Here is a 19,056-nt window from a genome sequence, read left to right on the forward strand (position 1 = left end):
TCAATTGATTCACTTATAATCAATCAAACTTGATTTAGTTAACGCTTAAGAACAAATGAGAGTATAATTAAGCACTGCTTAGTTCTACTCGCAAGAACTCAGATATGATCTGTTAATAACTCATTTGGTAGAAAACTTAGCACGAAGAGCACTGCTCTGAGATTAGACTAAGCAAGTATCCATAACAGTTGTGCTGGCGACAATAGCAAGAGTGAACCACCTGATCCCTTCCCGAACTCAGAAGTGAAACCTCTTAGCGCTGATGGTAGTGTGGGGTTACCCATGTGAGAGTAAGTCATCGCTAGCTCATTATTCAAAACACCCCCAACTTAAACATTGGGGGTGTTTTTTATGTGTGGAGAAAAAGGAAAGGAGACACGAAAAATTTAGTGCTGGATATCCAACGCTATAAGTTTACATAGAACGATAAAATTATCTTAACTGACGTCGTGCATGCTTTAATGCTGTTCTTAACCCTTCTTCTAAAGTTGGATGATAGAAAGGTTTATCCAAAATTTCATGTATGCTTAGTTCTTCTGAAATCATCCAAGCTAATAAATGTGCCAAATGTTCGGCTTCTGCACAGAATAGCTCAGCTCCTAAGAGCTTATGGCTAATTGTATCTACATATACTTCGGCAGCCCCTTTATTTTTAGCAGCAACAATCGCACGACCTTGTTTTTCATAAGAAACGGAACCAGTTACGAAATTTGTGTTTTTATCTTGTAGTTGTTTATAGCTTTGCCCAATGGTTGCCATTTGTGGTGTAGAAAATAAGATGCCTAGAGGTGTTAGTGTCTTGATAGATTGAATTTGTGGAAAGTTTAAACAGTTTTGTACTGCAAACTTACCTTCATGAGCAGCTTTGTGTTGGATAGGGGTATTGGTATGTGCATCACCGACGATAAAAATTGGATAATCGGCTAGCTGCTTTGTATCTGGATTGATTGGCAAATTTTTTAAATCTTTAAATTCGGCACTTATACGTTCTAAACTTAAGGTATTTAATAATGTACGTCTGCCAGTTGCAGCTAATACATAGTCAACTTGTAGTGTCTTCTGTACGTTTTCTTCAGTATAGGTTAAATGAACTAGATCTCCTTCAATAGAATAATGTTCAGGTAAAATTTCAAACTTTAGCTTTAACTCTTTACTTAATTCTTCCTGTGCGAGCTTTTGCAATATAGGGCTACTCAGTGAGCCAATTTTTCGACTACGTGCAAAAACTGTGGTGTTTACATTGAGGCGTGTTAAAGCCTGCGCTAATTCCAAAGCGATGACGCCACTTCCAATAACTGCGACTGATTTAGGGAGTTGTTCTAATTCAAATATCTGATCTGATGTAATTAATTTATCGCCTAATATTTTTTTTTGTTCAGCATCTATAGCAGGAGTTGTACCTACAGCAAGGATAAATGACTTAGCTTTAAATGTTTGGTTATTTACTTGAATGGTATTTGAATCAATAAATTCAGCTTTACCTGAAATTTTATGCTGGCTTGGCCAACTTTCAACATCTTTTAACGTGGCTCGTGTAAAACGATTACGTAAGGTTTGAACATGTTGCATGACGCTAGAGGTATCAATTTCACTTTTGACATCTAGTCCTAAATTATCTGCATGTCTTATTTCGTACATACGATTGGCAGTAGAGATAAGTATTTTACTTGGCATACAACCAACGCGTGCACAGGTAGTATCCCAAGGCCCATCATTAATGATAAGAAGATTTTGTGTTTTTTTAATTGCTTCTTTATAGGCTGAAATGCCTGCTGTTCCTGCACCGATAATGATGATGTCGTACATTTGGATATGCTTCATTTCATGAGTTTAGATCTAATATATAAAAAAACCCTCAGTATAGAGGGTTTAATTGCATTTTTTTACACTTAAAATTTAATACCAGAAGGTAATGTTAAACTTGTACTTACAGTTCCTGCATTATTAGTAGATGAACCTTTGAATGTTATTCCATTAATAGCATGTTCAAAACTAAGACTGCCACTTGTAGCTTGTTTAAATTTCAAAATGTTCGTCCCTGTTAATTTAATGCTTCCAGTAAATGTCTGGCTATTTAAACTAGAGGCTTCATTCTCAACTCGAGTCCCATCGATTGTTGTGATGCTAGGTAAAATTAGTTCTTGTTCACCTGAAGCTTTCACACGATAACTTGCTGAACTTGTGGTACCTGGTGTTGAGTTTAATACGAATGAAATTGGTTCTGCAAAAGGAATATTTGGGTTATCGTTAATTAATACATTAAATCCTGATCCAGATTGAATATTGTATAAATCTCCATCGAGAGAAGAGAGATCTTTGTAAATACTGATAGCACCTGTTGTTACTTCACGTTCAATATCATCACCAGTTTCTGGATCCGTAACTATTGCAGTTGTTGTAATTTTATAGTCGCTTGTATTGCCATTTATTAAAACAAACCTTTTTTGTTGAGTTTGTTGTATTCCCCAAGACTGTTGAAATGGATAAGCAAATGCACCAGTAATTGTTACATCATGGAAATTTTTATCTCCATTTTCATTTTCAAATACGTAAATGCGAGTATTGGATTCATATTCTTCTAAGTTTGGTGTCACTTCATCATGTTGTAATTTGATGTTTTTTAGATCATTAGCTGTAATATCGAAATCCCAGTTGTCATAACCCGGTAAGATATTTTTAATATCTTCGCCAATAAAAACATAACATGCTCTATAGTCAGTTTTACTTAAATAGAAACATTTATCTCTGTAGTGATAAGTATTTTTATATGAGTTTAAGTTTATTTTTCTAATATCTAAACTTAATTGTAATGGGCCTTGTGCAAATGTATCCATTGAATGATCAATATAGCCTTTTGCTGTTGATGCATCGTTAGGATCATAATTACCGAATAAATATTGCCCTTCACGTTTTAGAATATCTAACTGTGCTTTTGCTGTTTCAGTTGGAGTTGTTGTACCGCCATTGTTATTGTTTTGATTAGAAGAATCTGTTCCTTCGTTATTAAAATATCCATCACTACCGCCACCACCACAAGCTGTAAGTATCGTTGCTAAAGTAAGTACAAGTGTCCCTTGAACGAATTTCATGAATTACCCCAAAATAGTTATTTATGTATAGAAAAAGTTATATTGCGTAAAGATACCACACATAAAAAATGGCGCAAATAGCGCCATCTTTATATTCGTCATTTTATAGTGCAGTCCCGACACTTACACCAACGGTTGGACGTACATTCATAGAATTACATCCTGTTAGCAACAACGTTGTAAATAAAACTGCAAACATGAATTTAGTCATTGAGCAAACCTTGAGCTTGAGCTTGATTGAAAAGAGATGTCGAACGAGAGCCGCTGCGACAAATCATCAAAATGGGTTTAGGTAGCTCATTATAATATTTGGCAAATTCTTTCACGTCTGTTTGAGAAATTTTACCGCTTTGCACAGGTTGATACACAACACTCACATGAGACTTTTCAGCAATCCCTCTTAACTGTAAAACAGTCACTTCATTGCCCGCCTCACTATCTGGTCGATTCACAATTACAGATTTAAATTTAAGTTGTTTGAGTAAACTTGAAAACTTATCTGTGGTCATTTGTCCAGAGACACTTAAATTTGCATTTAAGGGCTGACTGTTATTATCAGCAAATGTGGGTGCCGAAAAGATGCATGTTGCGATCAATAAAGCTTTTTGAATGAAAGCCTTAGTCATCCAAAAGATCCATCTGTTTTGCTAGTTGATATAGGTTATTTGAACGGTTACCTGTACGGCAGAACATGAGCACTGGCTTTGGCAATTCATTAAAATGATTAGCAAAGTTACGGACATCTAGCTCAGAAATTTGACCCGCAACAACCGGTTGATGAACATAATCTAAACCAGCGGTACGAGCTGCTTCTTCAATTTGAGCACTGGTTGGTTGCTCAGGACCACCTTCCATGTCAGGGCGGTTATTGATAATCGATTTAAAGCCTTTTTCAACCACTTGCGCTACATGTTCTGGGCCGATTTGACCTGCAAAACCAACATTTTCGCTCATTGAGTCACTCCATAATTTAATTCATAGATTTATGCTTTATGATAGCATTAAGCACAAACTTGAGCAGAATGTTCTTAAATTTTTATAAGCGATTACAACCATAAAATAACGCAATGGAGCGCGTATGCACGCCTATACAGTCGAACCACTGTATGTCAAAAGCGGACAAGATGTTATAGCTGCTGACTTTTATCGTCCAAAATCTATTGAAAAACCTGCAGTCATTCTCATGGCGCATGGTTTGGCGGCATTACGCCAATTTAAATTAGTGCAATATGCCAAGCGCTTTGTACAAGCGGGCTATGCTGTCGTGTTGTTTGATTATCGCTATTGGGGGGGCAGCACAGGGCGTCCGAGAGAGTTGGTGAATCTTAAAGCTCAACTTGAAGATTGGCGGACCATGATCAATCATTTACAGCAGCGTAAATCGATTGATTCGAGACGCATTGTATTATGGGGAACATCGCTAAGTGGTGGCTATGTACTCAGTTTAGCGGCAGAGCTTAAAAATATTAAAGCGGTGATGGTACAAGTTCCATTTGTCGACGGTGCTGAAAGTGCAAAATTGTATCCCTTACAGCAATTACCCAAAGCGTTAAAATTATCGAGTCAGGACTATATGGGTTCTAAAGTTGGGATGAGCCCAACGACTTTACCTGTAGTTCATCCACATCGATTGTGTTTTTTACAGTCTGAAGACAGTTATGCGGGCTACTTATCGATTGTAAATCCTGATTTTTATTGGAGTGGCGAAATTCCGGCTCGGGCCTTTTTTAAGCTAATCCGTTATCGCCCAATATTAGATGTACGTAAAATTAGTATACCAGTACTTTTTATTGCAGCCAAAGAAGATAGTTTGATTCCCATTGAATCAAGCCGTGAAACTGCGACCAATATTGCACCGTATGTGCAGTATTATGAGTGGGAAATGCAACATTTTGATATTTATCACGGGCAATGGTTTGAAAAAGCCATGGCAACCCAATTAGAATTTTTACATCAACATGTTGGAGTCAGCTAAATGATCGTTGTGTGTCCTGAATGTGGTGCAAAAAACCGTGTGCCTGAAGAAAAACTCGAAGTTGGACCTGCATGTGGTCAATGTCATCAAGCATTGATTCCATTGGCGCCCATCGAGTTGAATGAAAAGAACTTTGCAAATTTTATTAGCAATAGTGATTTACCTGTGCTGATCGATTTATGGGCTGAATGGTGTGGACCATGTAAGATGATGGCACCACACTTTGAACAAGTTGCAAAATCAAATCCGAAGGTGGTTTTTGCCAAAATTGATACCGAAGCAAACCCTCGGTTGAGCGGTGCATTTAATGTTCGTAGTATTCCTACACTGGTTTTAATGAATAAAACCAACGAAATTGCTAGAATAAGCGGTGCAATGCGTGCTGGTGAGTTGCAACAATGGCTCAATCAGCAGTTAAATCTACCTCAATAAATGTCAGCGCCAGGAGCTAAAGTGTCAGAAACTCATGTAAAACCTGAAGGAACGCTTTCCCTACAAACCATCGCGATGCCTGCAGACACCAACTGGAGTGGTGATGTTTTCGGTGGTTGGATCGTGTCACAAATGGACTTGGCCGGTGCAATTCACGCAGAGCGTTTCAGTCAAGGACGCTGTGCAACGATTTCAATTAACCAAATGACCTTCCTCGTTCCAGTGAAAGTCGGGGATGTCATCAGTGTATATACCAAAATTTTAAAAGTGGGTAATACCTCTATCCAAATGCAGATTGAAGTTTGGGATAGTCATGACAGCTCACGAGATCCAATTCGTGTAACCGAGGGTGTGTTTACATTTGTCGCTGTCGATGTGAAAGGTGCTAAGCGTCAAATTCCTGCGGATGCAAAAGCTAAATTTGCTGCAGATCAAGCTTAATTAAAGTAAGACAAAAAAAGCCGCTCAATCGAGTGGCTTTTTTATGAATAGTGACCAAGAAATTAGAACATCGTGTTTGAATTGGCACTGGTTTCAGGAATGCTTTGTTGCACATCCCAATGTTCGACGATCTTACCATTTTCAACACGGAAGATATCAATAATGGCTTCTCCACGGTCTTGCTTATTTTGCGTAGAGTGCACATGTAAATAGACCAAATCACCTTCGGCAGCAGCACGTTTGATCTGGTTTTTTGCTTCAGGATTTTGTTTAAAATACTGGGTGAAGTAATCGACAAATGGCGCCTTGCCATCAGGTACATTCGGATTATGTTGAATATATTGATTGCCAATATATCGGTCAGCATATGCTTTAACCTGATGTTTAAGAAAAACGCCTTCATAAAAATCAATCACGATTTTCTTATTTTCCGCTGCTTGGCTGGTTTGAATATTGCTATCAGCCGTTTGATTTGGAGTCGTTGGCGTTGCAGGAATAGTACTTTGACATGCAGTTAAAAACACCGCCATGCTGATGAATGAAAGGGGAATGATTTTTTTCATAAAGTGCTCAATATATTTGTGTCGTGCAAGCATATTGAGCGGAATTAGGGCGTATAAATAGTAAAAAACAGTCTTGATTTTGCTGAAATTTGGTAAAACTTATACTTACCTAAAAGTAAGTTTTATTTACATTTATTTATTTTTCAGAGCGGATTTTGCCACCCACGCCCAAAGCATTTCGCATTGAATGGGTGCTTCACCAGATTCATCGGTGACTAAGACCTGTACGAAGGTTTCACCTTTTTCTGTGCTTTGCATTTGTCGTTGCTGTTCGGGTGTAAGCATTGCAATCGCTTTCATCCCACCTTGGGTTGGACGTTTAAAATCAACTTTGAAGCTTTTAATCAGGACAATGGCACTGTCTGGAACGTTCATTGCTGTGACAAAACCTGTGGCTGTTTCTGCGATCAGCGCCATGGCACAGGCATGTACTTGCCCGATATGGTTTTGCATCGCCTTATGATTGGCGATGCTCACCTCAACACGCTCAGGGCTGACATGTTTATACTGGATTTTAGCTGTTCCAACCATGGGTACGACACGACCAAAAGCTCGACTGAGCAAACGACTTTGAATACCTTTGGGTAATTTAGAGCTTGCTTTGACCAGTTTATTTAGACGATTTGGACGTGCCATATTGACCTCAATGGCAGTTGTACTGCCTTAATCTTTAAAGTTGTTAAATTGAAGCGGCACACCAAACTGTTGCTCTTTTAAGAACGCCATCACTTGTTGCAAAGTGTCACGCTTCTTGTCAGTCACACGAATTTTGTCGCCTTGAATAGAAGATTGCACTTTAATGCCGCTTTCTTTAATGGCTTTATTGATTTTTTTTGCAGTATCAGAGTCAAGACCGTCTTTTAGTTTGATCACTTGAATGACGTTTTTACCAGAAGCGGTCATTTTTTGTGGATCGAGTGCTTGAATGTCAACTTTACGTTTGAAGAAATGATTTTCGAGCATGGTATACACTTGCTCACATTGGAAATCGCTTTCAGTTGAGATTTTGATTTCCTTATTTTTCTCATTTAACTCAATTGAAACGTCTTGACCACGGAAGTCAAAACGCGTCGCAATTTCTTTTTGCGTGTTTTGAACTGCATGATTTACTTCAAAAACTTCTAATTCGGAAACAATATCAAAAGAAGGCATAGATTAGACCTTTACAAAGGGAAAGAATATCTGAGATGCTAGGGATGTTTTCTTCATTTGCCAAGTGTTGTTTACATCAAAAGGAGTGTGCAATGATCCGTAAACAAGAAATTACAACATTTGAGTTCCCAGAAGACTCGATTATCTGGGATGTTCGCGATGCAAGTGCTTATGCTGAGGCACATGTGAAAGGTGCGGTTAACCAACCGATCACCGCTTTGTCATCAGATGCACTGACTCAGGTGTCAACGGATCAACCCATTTACATTTTATGTGGTGGCGGAAGTAAAGCTCCACGTGCAGCAGAGTTATTAGAGGGTTTTGACAGCTCACGTGAATATGTAATCTTAATGGGCGGCACGCGTGCTGCTCGTGATGCCGGTCTTCCTTTGGAACAAGGGAAATAAGATCGAATCAAAAAAAGCGCCGAAAGGCGCTTTTTTACTGCGCGTTATTTTTCTTGAGGTGGTGCTGAGGGCACCTGACCTTGAAAATAAGGCTTCTTGGTTTTTTGTTTCGCTTTGGTGCGGCGTATAAAACGTGCTGCATGAATTTTATCGAGTAGCTGTGTTGGAATAGGGCAGGCTTCTTTTAAGACCAACGCGGCAATGATTTCACTACAGAGCGGGGCATACAGGAAACCTTTAGAACCGAGTCCACTACAGCTATAAATGTGCTGATCTTCATGGACTGCACCAATTACCGGGAAAAAGTCTTTTGTCTGTGCGCGAATTGCGGCACGTCCTTGCCATTGCTCAATCGGTGCTAAGGTTTTGGCAAAGTCGGGGAATACACTGTGGATAAGTTCATAGTTATGCACATGATCTTCTGTGAGAACGTCGGTGTCATCACGGCCGGGATAAAATGACGCGCCCATAATCATTTGTTCGGCATCCAGTTGCATACAATAGCCCCCATAACTATAGGCTGTATGCATATCCATTTGTTGAGCGGGGTTGTTCAACCAACTGACTTGTCCACGAATGGCACGCAGCTCTGGATAATCTGTTTGTAGCTGCATACTGTCACGTGCCGCACAGAGAATGACATGCTCGGCAGATGGAAGCTGCTGATCCTGTGTAAATAGCGCAACGCCATTTTGTTGTTGCTCAATGCGTTGAATATCTGCTTGTAACAATTCAATGTGTGGATGTGCCAAGATTTGGTCACGAAGCTGATGTGGACTGACTGCGCCTGCTTGTTTGAGGAGCAGGGTTGGATATGTTGAGGCTAATTGATTTAGCGTGCCTTCTTCAGCAGCTAATACCTCTGAAGGATAACTTTGAGCTAAATCAAGGTGTTCTGCTTTATTTTTTAAAATAGATTGGTGAATCTGTAAGGGACGAAATGCCTTGAAGTTTTGATAATGCTTGAGTGCATATAACCAGCTCAAGGTCATCAAATGTTCAGCACTTTGTTCAATTGGACAGAGTTTAGGGTTGAGTAGGGCAAGAGGATTACCCGATCCACCGCTGAGTGGTGCTGATTTCTCGTAAATACGCACTTGATGCCCGCGTTGAGCAAATGCCCAAGCACAGCTCAAACCAGCTATGCCAGCGCCAATAATCGCGATTTGACGGGGCTTATGACCTACAGTGATTTCAGAATTTTTTTTTTCGTCTAAAGAGGGTATGTCAGCAACTTCAGATTGATCATCTGAACTTTCAGGTGCGAGCCAAAAGGCTTTGAGCATTTCACGTTTATGTGCAAAGCCTCGTGGTCGTGTAATGGTAATGCCATGTTCACGTAAGCCGCGTTTGAGTACACCTGCCACACTAAATGAGGCGAAGGTCGTCCCAATGTCCGATAGACGTACGATATTTTTGAGTACGTTTTCTTCCCACATGTCAGGATTACAGGCGGGTGCAAAACCGTCCAAGAACCATGCATTGACCGTAGCAGTTTTTGCCACGACCGGAAAAACGTCGTGTGCATCGCCTAACCAAAGATCAATTGAAAAACGTTCTTCTGGAAAATTGAGTCGATGACATCCCGCAATAGGTTCAGGATATTGCGCAATCAGTTGCTGTGCCAAAGGTTGTAATTCAGGCCATGCATTTAATGCACGAATGAGGTCTACTTTAGATAAAGGGAATTTTTCTACAGAAATAGCATGCAGATGACTGTGATTATCTGGACGAACCTGTTGCCATAATTGCCACAGGGCCAAAATATTTAATCCTGTACCAAAACCTGTTTCACCGACGCTGAAATATTCAAAATCAGTCAGAGCCGAGAGGCGAGTGTCGAGGTCATTCCCTTTTAAAAACACATGACGTGTTTCGAGTAGGCCATTGTCCTTCGAAAAATATACATCACCAAACTGTTTAGACACTGGTATATCAATGCCATCGATCATTTGCCAATCGAGATCGGCAGTCTGAATTGCACCTGACAAAACTCAAGCAACCTTTAAATTGAAGTAGAAAAACGAATTACCATTGACGACGACGTTTGGTATAGACGTAACTGGCCAATAAAAAACCTAAAATCACGCCAACACCGAGTGTGGTCCCGCCGTATAAAAACATCTGCGCGCTACGTTCACTTTGCAGCACTTGTACTTGTACGCCCAAGCTATCATTTTTAAGTTGTAATTCTTGGTTTTGCGCCAAGGCTTCAAGGTTAGCTTTTTCTAACTGTTGTAAGCGTACAGATTGGTCTTTGATCATTGCTTTGACTTTGGCATCTTGTAGCGCTTTATTTTTTGCCAATTGCTCAATGGTCAATGGATTTGCATCTTGAGGTTGACCATTGGGATTGACGGTTGCCGCCACTTTAATGATGCCCGGTTTATTGGCAGGAATGGTATGCGGCACAGGATTGGGAGGAGGTGTTGCAGTCGTTGCTTGAGCAGCAGGGGCTACAGTAGGTGCAGGTACCGGTTCTTCAGCCCATGCAGTTGAACAAATGAAAGATAAGCCCAGTAAACTAGAAACAACGACGCGCATGAACCTTATCCTTTAGGAAATGCTTTGTTAAATGGTTTGACATCAATTTGGCCATAAACCCCTTCTTTGAGGAAAGGTTCATCTGCCAACCATTGGTCTAAGTCTTCACGACTATCAAAATCGACAATGATCGTACTGCCATAAAAACCAGCTTGTGGGTTTGCCGGATCTTTAGGCATCGCACCTGCAACAATCAGACGACCTTCATCATCAAGTTTTTGTAGACGTTCAAGATGTTGAGGGCGAACTGCAAGGCGCTTTTCTACTGTACCTTCATTATCTGTACAGCTTACGACGAATAATGGCATGACTTTTCCTGATTTTTGACCGAATGGATTATTCTGAGGTCTTAAAGTATTTACGTAATACAATAAACTGAATAATGATAAAGGAAAACATCACGATCATGTCACCAAAAGCAGTGAATTCACCCCAATATTTTCCGTCTGCAAACAAATAAGCGAAAAAGGTGTGTAAACATGACATCACCACGAACATTGCAGCCCATGCATAGTTCAATCGTTTCCAACCGACAGCGGTTAAATTTAAGACTGGACCAAATAAACGTTCGATGAGTGGTTTCTTATCTTTACTAAACAGTGGAGAAAGTAAAAACGCCCCAGCAAACACTAAGTTTAGTAAAACGGCTTTTAACCGAATATAAAAATCATCGCTTAGCATCAGGGTAATACCACCAAAAATCACGGTCATGAACAACACAATCCATTGTTGTTTATCTAGACGGAATTTTTGCATCACAAACAATGCACCATAAACCACAAGCATGGAAATGATGAGACCTGATGTTGCCACAAGAATGTTATTGTTATCGACACCCCCAGCAGAACCAATTAATTGTAATAATGGGTGCTGCGTATCTTTTGGATCTACAGTTTTATATAAATAAAAGAAAATAATGAGTGGCACAAAGTCTAAAAGTGCTTTCATGTTAGAGTATCTAAATCTGATCAAATAAATGACATAGTATAGAGATGCAAGGCGTAGATTTACATACACACAGTAATATTTCTGATGGTACTTTGTCACCAGAGGCTTTGGTGCAGGCCGCAAGTGCTATTGGAATTCATACGCTGGCTTTGACTGATCACGATACGATGGACGGATTGTTGGCAGCAGAGCAGGTCGCGCATGAATTAAAGCTGCAATTAATCTCTGGCGTGGAGATTTCCAGCCAGTGGTCGAGACCTGCGACCAAAAAAAGTTATGGTGTGCATATCGTCGCTTTAAATATGCAAAATCCTGCGCCTTTACAAGCCTTATTGATGGATCAAAAGCGTATTCGAGCGGAACGTGCTCGGCAGATTTGTGACTTACTGATACCGTTAATCGGTCAAGATATTTATAGCGATGTGATTGCCAAGGTCGACCATATTCCAGATCGGGTAACACGTACCCATATTGCCAAAACTTTGGTGGAAAAGGGTGTGGTTTCACGTTCACAACAAGCTTTTGATAAATATATTAAAGAAGGCAAAAAAGCCTTTGTAAAATTTGAAGGTCCGAGTCTTGCTGAAACCATTGAGGTGATTCATGCCAGTGGTGGCTTTGCAGTGTTGGCGCATCCGACGCGTTATGATTTATCTGCGACCAATATTCGTTATTTGATTGAAATCTTTGCTGAAGCGGGCGGTGATGCAGTGGAATTACCACCGGCAATTGAGCCATTATCGACTCGTCAAATGGTAGATCGTATGATTGCTGCCTTTAACTTAAAAGTTTCTGTTGGCAGTGATTTTCATGGTGACAATATGCCGTGGATTAAACTCGGCAATATTCCTCGAGTGAAAGAGGGGCAAGTTGGAATCTGGGACAGTTTTAAGTCACATTGACATCAGGATCTTCGATAAACGGTGAAGTTCGATAATGCTGAATGTTACGGTAAAGCAGATAGAGGCAGCCCACGGCAACGCATGCCCAGAACCATGCCTTGAACAAAAACGCGATGATAAAAACACTGATGGCGATTATGCACAACAGTAGACTTGTCACGCGTTGAGGATGCCTCTTGGTCAGCAAGGCAGATTGCATGGTAGGTTGATGTTTAAAATTGCGATAAGGAATAAAATCAATGGCGCTTGAGAGTGCCAATTCGAGTTTATCAAAATGCCGTGCCTGTGAACTGATACGATAGCTCTGCCCATAACTGGTTTTCAGTTTGAGGAGATAACCGGGTTGATCTTCTTCACGAACGGCATGAATTTCCGATAAATAAGGTAAATCCAACGTAAGCCGTGTTGGAATCTGCTCAAAATAGATATTCCCCGTATAGGGCATGGCAAAGTAGTTTTTCATTTGATGAAAATCATCAAGCTGATCATGCGCATATAACTGCACGATGGTGCGCGTACGTGCCAAATAATGCACCCAAATCTGTTGCCCAATGAGGGCAGAATTCAATTGCACATGAATGTTTAAAAACAAAGTACTCGCAAAGACTTGATGGAGATCGACGCTAAACCATTTCGCCTCTTCAAGTTCATTGAGCTTTAAGAGCAATTGTTGCTGTTTGCCTTGCCACCAATGTTCACGGACCTCTCGATAATCCACAATCACAGCATCTGAACTGCGTAAGGCGTGTTCTTTTAAATCCAAAGCCAATTTGGGATCAATCAAATGCTGTTGAATCCAAAATGGAAATTTGATTCTTTGCGATTTGTCACGAAATATACTGATGACAAATAGAGCACTCATCAGGAATAAGAATTGCCAATTGCTTTGCCATGATGTGAATAATATGCCTTGCCATGCTAGGAGTAATGCGATGCTAAACAGCAACACAACGAACATGAAAATCACAGCAAGCGCTTTGCAAGGATGCAGAATCGGTTGTGGCTTATAAGTGAAAATCCGTTTTTTTATTTTCATGATTTTTCCTTATTATGGGTGTTGTATGGATCATGGATCTGAATGCGATCCGTGCATTCAGGCGAAACGCATACCAATTATAATAAATTATGATCTTTAGCTTGAATCGGTGGTGGGGTGGGTTTTCCTAAAGTTCCAAGAAGTTCAATTTCAATAGTACGCACCATCGAGTCCAATGGAAGGTCATTACTTTGTGTACCAAAGGGCTCTTCAATCTCAGAACTCAGCGCATCTAAGCCTAAAAAGGTATAGGCCAAAATCCCGACCAAAAGGGGGGTCGCAAGGCCTAAAGTAGACCCCAAGCTAAAAGGTAAGACAAAACAGAAAAAATAAACGGTTCGATTCAGCAAGACCGAATAAGCAAACGGTAATGGCGTAGTGGCAATACGGTCACAGCCGGTTTGTACGGTACTGAGTTCCATCACATGCTGATTCATCTGGGTATAAATAATATCTGAAATTTCACCATCTTTGAGCGCCTGCATCAGCTCCCATTGAATCAAACTCAACGTGTACTGCGGTGCATTGGCTTGTTGGTATAACTGAGTGATGGCATTCGCGCTCATGCCGCTGGTTTCAACTAGTTCAGTGGGGTTGGCGGTTTGATGGCGGAGTCGGTCACGCAAAACATTGGCAAACACAATCACATGTTGGATCACACGTTCACGACGACCTTGACTGAGTAAACGGCAGTCACGGTCAAAATGTCGCGCGTTGGCAATCAAAATGCCCCATAAACGCCGAGCTTCCCACCAACGGTCATAGCAGGCTGAGTTTTTAAAGCCTAAGAAAATCGACAGCACAACACCGATTAGGGTAAAGCCGACCAAAGGAAATTCGGTAAAATGGAAGATATCGACATAGGATAAGCCGCCCACAATGGCAGACAGCAACATAACGATCCCGAGCGGTGGTAAAACCTTAGGTAAAATCGTTCCTCGCCAAGAAAATAGCAGTTTAAAAATACTCGGTTGGTCACGGACGATCATGTTCGAATGATAATTTCTAGTTTTAAAAAATTATGATGATCTTCGGGTTTGCTCAAGCACTTGTCAATAACTGTTTGATGCAGATGAGTGTGCTTGGAGCAAGCCATGTTCAGCAAAGGAAAAACTCCCTTCTGTTGAGATAATGCAATGATCGATCAGTCGAATTTCCACCAGCTGACAAGCCTGCTGAATGAGTCGAGTCAATTCAAGATCGGCAGCAGAAGGTTCTGCACGACCGAAAGGATGATTATGTGCAATGACAATACTGCTGGCGTGTTCAGAAATGACATAACGCAGCAGTTGATTGATGGAAATTTCACAGGTATTGAGGCTGCCATAAAAAAGTTTTTTAAAGTTTATTTTTCTTAAATGCGCATCTAGACAGAGCACGCCAAAGACTTCTTGACGTTCCGATAAAAATTCAAAGCGAAGAAAGTTTTGCAATTGTTCAGAATGTTGCAAGTGTAAGGCTTCATTTTGAAAATGCTGACTCACATAGCGTTTACCGAGTTCTTTTACCGCCATGAGCTGCGCATATTTACTATTTCCGATGCCATGAAACTGGCGTAAATCCTCAAGTGACGCATCCATCAGCGCTTGCAACTGACCAAAGTGTTGGATCAAGACTCGTGCGAGTTCGACAGCAGAGTGCTGCTGGGAACCTGAGCGTAGGAAGATAGCCAGTAGCTCAGCATCGGATAAACTTTGTGCGCCTTGTTGAATCAGGCGCTCACGTGGACGCTCTTGTTCAGGCCAATTTTTAATTGAATTATTCATTATTCTTAGACTTTTTTATTATCAGTCAATCGGCTTTTTCGCAGCAGATTGTTGGGTCAGTGCATATTTAATGCTATTGTGAGCGCCACTGCAACAGATAGGTAGCCTGTTCGTGAGCTTTGATTTAAGTGTAATGCCCACAAAAAATATTCTTTTAGGTGTCACTGGTGGTATCGCAGCCTATAAAAGTGCCATTCTTGTCCGTCGGTTAAAAGATGCCGGATTTGATGTGCGCGTGGTGATGACTCAAGGTGCGCAAGCCTTTGTGACCCCGCTAACGTTTCAGGCGCTTTCAGGCAACCCTGTACATACCGAATTACTCAATCCCGAAGCAGAAGCGGGCATGGGGCATATTGAATTGGCACGTTGGGCTGATTTGGTATTGGTTGCTCCTGCAAGTTGCGACACGCTGGCAAAATTTGCGGCGGGTTTAGCAGATGACCTACTTTCGACACTTTATCTTGCAACAAAAGCACCCGTCTGGGTTGCCCCTGCGATGAATCAGCAAATGTGGGCAGCCAAAGCGACACAGCGTAATTTAAATACACTGGTTGAAGATGGCGTACATGTGATCATGCCCGATGCCGGTTCTCAAGCCTGTGGTGATGTGGGCTTAGGGCGTATGCCTGAGCCTGAAGATTTAGCGAATCAAGTGACGGCCTATTTTCATCAAGCACAGCGAGCTATTGCTGAAAAATTTGGCATGCTTGCAGGCAAACATGTGGCGATTACAGCAGGTCCTACACGTGAGTCGATAGATCCTGTTCGTTATATTTCCAACCACAGTACAGGTAAAATGGGGTTTGCACTGGCAGCGGCTTGTTATGCAGCTGGGGCTAAAGTGACGCTGATCGCAGGACCCGTCAGTTTAGATACACCAAATGGTGTACGACGGATTAATGTGCAGTCTGCAATTAAAATGTTAGAGACCAGTCTGCAAATGTTAGATGAAGGCTGTGATATTTTTATTGCAACAGCAGCCGTTGCGGATTATCGCGTGGCAGAAGTTGCAGAGCATAAAATCAAAAAAGCTGGCGATGAACTCAATGTGGCTTTAATTAAAAATCCAGATATCGTTGCAACGATTGCGCAGCAGTCAAAACGTCCATTTATGGTGGGATTTGCCGCCGAGACACGCAATGTCGAAGAGTATGCTGCAGGCAAACTTGTGGCGAAAAAACTCGATATGATTGCGTGCAATGATGTCTCACGTAAAGACATTGGCTTTGCTTCAGACGAAAATGCCATGACCGTGTTCTTCGCCGATCAATATCAAATGGAAAAGCGTGATTTAGAGAAGGCGTCAAAACAAGAAATTGCACAGCAATTGGTGGAAGCCATACATGATGCGCTACATCATGAGCCTGAAATGGACGATGAATAATTTCAGTTGATTCCTTAAAAATCCCCGCAATATTCGGGGATTTTTTATGGCGCCTTTACGATGTTTTATTTCAGGATTTATATTGAAAATTCACAATGGAATCGTTTTCATGTTGAAAATATGAAGGTTAGGAAACTACTACCAAAATGGTCATTTTCAACAAAAATATGTCAGCAAGAGACCAAGGCTGTCAGTGTTTTAAAACAGTAAAAATGCAATTTAAGTGATTGATATCAAAATTAAATATAAAATTGAGAAATCTTGATAATTTGGCTTGTACTGTGTGTTTTATTGGCTATTATGAAGCAAACAATGAGGAATGTTTGGATCGGAATCTGTGATCGGTCTGACTTTTTCATCAAGAATAAATGCATCATGGGGGATGCAATATGTTTCGATGGCTCACCATTTTTTTACTGTTGAGTTTGGCTGGTTGTAGTTATTTTGTCTCGACAGATGAATTATCTCGGCAGATTGAGCAGCAGATGCAGCACGAGTTTGATCAGAATCCAGATTATCGGCAGTACCATTTACGGATTCAAAATATAAAAGTATTAGAACGTAAGGGATTAAGTTTTAAGGCTCAGGCGACGTTGCAATACGATGGTCAGCCTTATACTGTTTTGGTCGATATTTACAAAGATTTGCAAGGTTATGCATGGAAAATAGATGAAGAACAATTTGCCTTCATTGACGAAGCTGAAATTGCAAAATATCAGGCGCAGTTAGATCAAGAGTTGAATCATTTGGTTGAGGAATTGGAACAGCCAACCGAGGAGGTTGAGCCTGTTACATCGGCGCCTGAGAGCTATGTGGGTTTGCGTGAGGAAGAAGATCCATCAGATTATCAATGGACTGGCTATGATGAGCCTTTTCCCAAGGGGAACATTACGGTCAATAGTCATTGAGCAATGATGTGACTGTTTAGATGATTTAGCTGAGTTGTGACGATGTTGCCAAATACGTACTTGGTGAGGCATGACGAATAAAAAAGCCCGCAAAATAGCGGGCTTTTACTTTATAGGATTAATCTTCTAAAACGACTTTAGGATGATCACGTAAATAGTCTTCTGTACGTTGCATTGCATCTTTAATATTTTGGATGGCATTTTCCACATCGGCAAAGGTTTTGGCATTGCCACCACTTAAAGCCTGACGCCATTTTCGAGCACCTGGTAGGTTTTGGAATAAACCTAAAATATGACGGGTAATGATAGAAAGCGGCGCACCTTCTTCCATGCGTTTAGCAATATATGGCAGCATCTGCTCGATAATATCGAAACGGTTAGGTAATTCGAGATCCCAAAGCTGACCGATCTCAGCCAATAAGTATGGGTTGTGATAAGCCTCACGGCCAATCATCACGCCATCAACATGTTGTAAATGTTGTTGTGTTTCAGCAAAGGTTTTCACTCCGCCATTAATTTCGATCAATAAATTTGGACGTTCTTGTTTCAGACGATAAACATCTTCATAACGTAAAGGTGGCACATCACGGTTTTCTTTTGGCGACAAACCTTGCAGCAGGGCAATACGGGCATGCACGATAAAATTGTCACAGCCAGTCTTTGCCACGGTATCGACAAAATGCAGCATTTCTTCATAAGACTGCATGTCATCAATCCCGATGCGGTGTTTCACGGTCACTGGAATATCAACAGCATTTCGCATTTCAGCAATACATTCAGCCACCAAATCAGGCTCTGCCATCAAGCATGCACCAATTTTATTGTTCTGAACGCGGTCACTCGGACAGCCGACATTGAGGTTCACTTCATCATAGCCCCAGTCCTGTGCCATCTTGGTACAAGTTGCTAAATCTTTAGGATTTGAACCGCCAAGCTGTAACACAATCGGGTGTTCTTCGTTGTTATAGTCCAAATGACGATTCGCACCACCAAATAAAATCGCACCTGTGGTGACCATCTCGGTGTAGAGAATCACATTAGGGTTAAACAAACGTGCAAAGAAACGATAGTCACGAGTCGTCCAATCCATCATCGGCGCAACACTAATTCGTGGTTGAAGTTTATTTTCAATGGGTTGGAGATCAGTCATTAAAAAAACACGCCTTAAAAGAACAAGATGGAAGAACGAAATGGAAAATGGTGAAGAAATACCAAAAGCTGTCTGAAATACGATGAAAAAAACCGCATTTCAAGACGCGCGCAATATTAGCATAAATTGTGGTTTGGGGCATGGTCTTGCTAGCGTGACATATTCAAGGTCAGGCTAGAAAAAGTCGGAAGTGTGGCTTAAGTAATTTAAATTTTTATGTGATTAATCTATAATTTTCTCTGTACACGACAAATTTCACAGAACCCTTATCCTATCAGGATTCTGCTTTCTTAAAATTGCCAAAATTTCCTTAAACTCTTCTTTTTTCCCAAAACCAATTAAACGCTGAATCGCCATTT

At 40.9% G+C, this 19,056-nt stretch carries 22 protein-coding genes and 1 rRNA gene; 8 read left to right on the plus strand and 15 right to left on the minus strand.

Translation table 11 applies throughout. The features are described 5' to 3' along the window. Nucleotides 1-192 precede the first annotated feature (192 nt). Nucleotides 193-307 (plus strand): 5S ribosomal RNA (rrf, locus tag FTT85_RS15720). Between the two features lie 125 nt (nucleotides 308-432). Here rrf and FTT85_RS15725 read toward each other — a convergent pair. The 4 genes from FTT85_RS15725 to FTT85_RS15740 all read right to left on the minus strand — a co-directional run bounded on the left by FTT85_RS15725 (nucleotide 433) and on the right by FTT85_RS15740 (nucleotide 4,043). After that, nucleotides 433-1,806 (minus strand): dihydrolipoyl dehydrogenase, encoded by a 1,374-nt coding sequence (locus tag FTT85_RS15725; RefSeq protein ID WP_180183924.1) that lies wholly within the window; start codon nucleotides 1,804-1,806, stop codon nucleotides 433-435. An 83-nt stretch (nucleotides 1,807-1,889) separates the two neighbouring features. After that, on the minus strand, nucleotides 1,890-3,089 hold the full coding sequence (locus FTT85_RS15730; protein ID WP_180183925.1) for a hypothetical protein: 1,200 nt from the start codon (nucleotides 3,087-3,089) through the stop codon (nucleotides 1,890-1,892). Between the two features lie 203 nt (nucleotides 3,090-3,292). Further along, nucleotides 3,293-3,715 (minus strand): beta-lactamase hydrolase domain-containing protein, encoded by a 423-nt coding sequence (locus FTT85_RS15735; RefSeq protein WP_180183926.1) that lies wholly within the window; start codon nucleotides 3,713-3,715, stop codon nucleotides 3,293-3,295. Then, nucleotides 3,708-4,043 (minus strand): TIGR01244 family sulfur transferase, encoded by a 336-nt coding sequence (locus FTT85_RS15740; RefSeq protein ID WP_111885430.1) that lies wholly within the window; start codon nucleotides 4,041-4,043, stop codon nucleotides 3,708-3,710. The genes FTT85_RS15735 and FTT85_RS15740 overlap by 8 nt, the downstream gene beginning before the upstream one ends. A 124-nt stretch (nucleotides 4,044-4,167) precedes the next feature. Between FTT85_RS15740 and FTT85_RS15745 the strand changes: the two genes are divergently transcribed. From FTT85_RS15745 to FTT85_RS15755, 3 genes are read left to right on the plus strand one after another with little or no spacing between them, the layout of a single operon-like run. Continuing rightward, nucleotides 4,168-5,064 carry an alpha/beta hydrolase gene (locus FTT85_RS15745; RefSeq protein WP_180183927.1) on the plus strand — a complete coding sequence of 299 codons (897 nt, stop codon included), beginning with the start codon at nucleotides 4,168-4,170 and terminating at the stop codon, nucleotides 5,062-5,064. Beyond that, entirely contained in the window at nucleotides 5,065-5,496 is a 432-nt protein-coding gene (trxC, locus tag FTT85_RS15750) for a thioredoxin TrxC (protein WP_180183928.1), read from the plus strand. Nucleotides 5,497-5,517: 21 nt separating this feature from the next. Then, entirely contained in the window at nucleotides 5,518-5,937 is a 420-nt protein-coding gene (locus FTT85_RS15755; protein WP_078191328.1) for an acyl-CoA thioesterase, read from the plus strand. A gap of 62 nt (nucleotides 5,938-5,999) precedes the next feature. Here FTT85_RS15755 and FTT85_RS15760 read toward each other — a convergent pair whose 3' ends face one another. The 3 genes from FTT85_RS15760 to FTT85_RS15770 form a co-directional block, all read right to left on the minus strand. Continuing rightward, nucleotides 6,000-6,500 carry an ester cyclase gene (locus FTT85_RS15760; RefSeq protein ID WP_180183929.1) on the minus strand — a complete coding sequence of 167 codons (501 nt, stop codon included), beginning with the start codon at nucleotides 6,498-6,500 and terminating at the stop codon, nucleotides 6,000-6,002. A gap of 132 nt (nucleotides 6,501-6,632) precedes the next feature. Beyond that, the gene (locus tag FTT85_RS15765; protein ID WP_180183930.1) at nucleotides 6,633-7,136 is read right to left on the minus strand and encodes a DUF4442 domain-containing protein; all 504 of its coding nucleotides are present in this window, start codon (nucleotides 7,134-7,136) and stop codon (nucleotides 6,633-6,635) included. A gap of 27 nt (nucleotides 7,137-7,163) precedes the next feature. Beyond that, the gene (locus FTT85_RS15770; RefSeq protein WP_078194203.1) at nucleotides 7,164-7,652 is read right to left on the minus strand and encodes a YajQ family cyclic di-GMP-binding protein; all 489 of its coding nucleotides are present in this window, start codon (nucleotides 7,650-7,652) and stop codon (nucleotides 7,164-7,166) included. A gap of 92 nt (nucleotides 7,653-7,744) precedes the next feature. Between FTT85_RS15770 and FTT85_RS15775 the strand changes: the two genes are divergently transcribed. Next, nucleotides 7,745-8,059, plus strand: coding sequence for a rhodanese-like domain-containing protein (locus FTT85_RS15775; protein WP_078191315.1), 315 nt, complete (start codon nucleotides 7,745-7,747; stop codon nucleotides 8,057-8,059). Nucleotides 8,060-8,103: 44 nt separating this feature from the next. Here FTT85_RS15775 and mnmC read toward each other — a convergent pair whose 3' ends face one another. Genes mnmC through FTT85_RS15795 form a run of 4 tightly spaced genes read right to left on the minus strand, consistent with a single transcriptional unit; the run spans nucleotide 8,104 to nucleotide 11,551 of the window. Beyond that, nucleotides 8,104-10,050 (minus strand): FAD-dependent 5-carboxymethylaminomethyl-2-thiouridine(34) oxidoreductase MnmC, encoded by a 1,947-nt coding sequence (gene mnmC / locus FTT85_RS15780; protein ID WP_180183931.1) that lies wholly within the window; start codon nucleotides 10,048-10,050, stop codon nucleotides 8,104-8,106. A gap of 37 nt (nucleotides 10,051-10,087) precedes the next feature. Beyond that, nucleotides 10,088-10,603, minus strand: coding sequence for a hypothetical protein (locus tag FTT85_RS15785; RefSeq protein WP_180183932.1), 516 nt, complete (start codon nucleotides 10,601-10,603; stop codon nucleotides 10,088-10,090). Nucleotides 10,604-10,608: 5 nt separating this feature from the next. Next, a complete protein-coding gene (locus tag FTT85_RS15790; protein WP_111885436.1) occupies nucleotides 10,609-10,911 on the minus strand; it encodes a YciI family protein in 303 nt (100 codons plus the stop codon). Between the two features lie 28 nt (nucleotides 10,912-10,939). Continuing rightward, the gene (locus tag FTT85_RS15795) at nucleotides 10,940-11,551 is read right to left on the minus strand and encodes an inner membrane-spanning protein YciB (protein WP_078191311.1); all 612 of its coding nucleotides are present in this window, start codon (nucleotides 11,549-11,551) and stop codon (nucleotides 10,940-10,942) included. 44 nt (nucleotides 11,552-11,595) lie between these two features. On the opposite strand from FTT85_RS15795, the gene FTT85_RS15800 reads away from it, so the two are divergent. Further along, nucleotides 11,596-12,453 carry a PHP domain-containing protein gene (locus FTT85_RS15800; protein ID WP_180183933.1) on the plus strand — a complete coding sequence of 286 codons (858 nt, stop codon included), beginning with the start codon at nucleotides 11,596-11,598 and terminating at the stop codon, nucleotides 12,451-12,453. Here the strand turns inward: FTT85_RS15800 and FTT85_RS15805 are convergent. The 3 genes from FTT85_RS15805 to radC all read right to left on the minus strand — a co-directional run bounded on the left by FTT85_RS15805 (nucleotide 12,440) and on the right by radC (nucleotide 15,255). Further along, on the minus strand, nucleotides 12,440-13,489 hold the full coding sequence (locus FTT85_RS15805; RefSeq protein WP_111885438.1) for a hypothetical protein: 1,050 nt from the start codon (nucleotides 13,487-13,489) through the stop codon (nucleotides 12,440-12,442). The two genes, FTT85_RS15800 and FTT85_RS15805, sit on opposite strands and share 14 nt — an antisense overlap. Nucleotides 13,490-13,566: 77 nt before the next feature. Further along, nucleotides 13,567-14,478 carry a bestrophin family protein gene (locus tag FTT85_RS15810; protein ID WP_078191309.1) on the minus strand — a complete coding sequence of 304 codons (912 nt, stop codon included), beginning with the start codon at nucleotides 14,476-14,478 and terminating at the stop codon, nucleotides 13,567-13,569. Nucleotides 14,479-14,541: 63 nt separating this feature from the next. Continuing rightward, complete coding sequence (gene radC, locus FTT85_RS15815; protein ID WP_180183934.1) at nucleotides 14,542-15,255, minus strand: DNA repair protein RadC; 714 nt, start codon at nucleotides 15,253-15,255, stop codon at nucleotides 14,542-14,544. Nucleotides 15,256-15,367: 112 nt separating this feature from the next. Between radC and coaBC the strand changes: the two genes are divergently transcribed. Together coaBC and FTT85_RS15825 are read left to right on the plus strand one after the other, a co-directional pair. Beyond that, nucleotides 15,368-16,639 (plus strand): bifunctional phosphopantothenoylcysteine decarboxylase/phosphopantothenate--cysteine ligase CoaBC, encoded by a 1,272-nt coding sequence (gene coaBC / locus FTT85_RS15820; RefSeq protein ID WP_180128650.1) that lies wholly within the window; start codon nucleotides 15,368-15,370, stop codon nucleotides 16,637-16,639. A 389-nt stretch (nucleotides 16,640-17,028) separates the two neighbouring features. Next, nucleotides 17,029-17,547: an Asp-tRNA(Asn)/Glu-tRNA(Gln) amidotransferase subunit GatC gene (locus FTT85_RS15825; RefSeq protein ID WP_180026766.1), complete on the plus strand. Its 519-nt coding sequence runs from the start codon at nucleotides 17,029-17,031 to the stop codon at nucleotides 17,545-17,547. A 118-nt stretch (nucleotides 17,548-17,665) separates the two neighbouring features. Here FTT85_RS15825 and dusA read toward each other — a convergent pair whose 3' ends face one another. Beyond that, a complete protein-coding gene (dusA, locus tag FTT85_RS15830; RefSeq protein WP_180183935.1) occupies nucleotides 17,666-18,697 on the minus strand; it encodes a tRNA dihydrouridine(20/20a) synthase DusA in 1,032 nt (343 codons plus the stop codon). Nucleotides 18,698-19,056: the final 359 nt, after the last annotated feature.

It is taken from the genome of Acinetobacter sp. YH01020, from assembly GCF_013420275.1.
GTDB lineage: Bacteria > Pseudomonadota > Gammaproteobacteria > Pseudomonadales > Moraxellaceae > Acinetobacter > Acinetobacter amyesii.

Coding starts and splice junctions, on each gene's coding strand:
- FTT85_RS15725 (WP_180183924.1), bottom strand. CDS start 1,806: ATGTACGACATCATCATTATCGGTGCAGGAACAGCAGGCATTTCAGCC.
- FTT85_RS15730 (WP_180183925.1), bottom strand. CDS start 3,089: ATGAAATTCGTTCAAGGGACACTTGTACTTACTTTAGCAACGATACTT.
- FTT85_RS15735 (WP_180183926.1), bottom strand. CDS start 3,715: ATGACTAAGGCTTTCATTCAAAAAGCTTTATTGATCGCAACATGCATC.
- FTT85_RS15740 (WP_111885430.1), bottom strand. CDS start 4,043: ATGAGCGAAAATGTTGGTTTTGCAGGTCAAATCGGCCCAGAACATGTA.
- FTT85_RS15745 (WP_180183927.1), top strand. CDS start 4,168: ATGCACGCCTATACAGTCGAACCACTGTATGTCAAAAGCGGACAAGAT.
- trxC (WP_180183928.1), top strand. CDS start 5,065: ATGATCGTTGTGTGTCCTGAATGTGGTGCAAAAAACCGTGTGCCTGAA.
- FTT85_RS15760 (WP_180183929.1), bottom strand. CDS start 6,500: ATGAAAAAAATCATTCCCCTTTCATTCATCAGCATGGCGGTGTTTTTA.
- FTT85_RS15765 (WP_180183930.1), bottom strand. CDS start 7,136: ATGGCACGTCCAAATCGTCTAAATAAACTGGTCAAAGCAAGCTCTAAA.
- FTT85_RS15770 (WP_078194203.1), bottom strand. CDS start 7,652: ATGCCTTCTTTTGATATTGTTTCCGAATTAGAAGTTTTTGAAGTAAAT.
- FTT85_RS15775 (WP_078191315.1), top strand. CDS start 7,745: ATGATCCGTAAACAAGAAATTACAACATTTGAGTTCCCAGAAGACTCG.
- FTT85_RS15785 (WP_180183932.1), bottom strand. CDS start 10,603: ATGCGCGTCGTTGTTTCTAGTTTACTGGGCTTATCTTTCATTTGTTCA.
- FTT85_RS15790 (WP_111885436.1), bottom strand. CDS start 10,911: ATGCCATTATTCGTCGTAAGCTGTACAGATAATGAAGGTACAGTAGAA.
- FTT85_RS15795 (WP_078191311.1), bottom strand. CDS start 11,551: ATGAAAGCACTTTTAGACTTTGTGCCACTCATTATTTTCTTTTATTTA.
- FTT85_RS15800 (WP_180183933.1), top strand. CDS start 11,596: ATGCAAGGCGTAGATTTACATACACACAGTAATATTTCTGATGGTACT.
- FTT85_RS15805 (WP_111885438.1), bottom strand. CDS start 13,489: ATGAAAATAAAAAAACGGATTTTCACTTATAAGCCACAACCGATTCTG.
- FTT85_RS15810 (WP_078191309.1), bottom strand. CDS start 14,478: ATGATCGTCCGTGACCAACCGAGTATTTTTAAACTGCTATTTTCTTGG.
- radC (WP_180183934.1), bottom strand. CDS start 15,255: ATGAATAATTCAATTAAAAATTGGCCTGAACAAGAGCGTCCACGTGAG.
- FTT85_RS15825 (WP_180026766.1), top strand. CDS start 17,029: ATGTTTCGATGGCTCACCATTTTTTTACTGTTGAGTTTGGCTGGTTGT.
- dusA (WP_180183935.1), bottom strand. CDS start 18,697: ATGACTGATCTCCAACCCATTGAAAATAAACTTCAACCACGAATTAGT.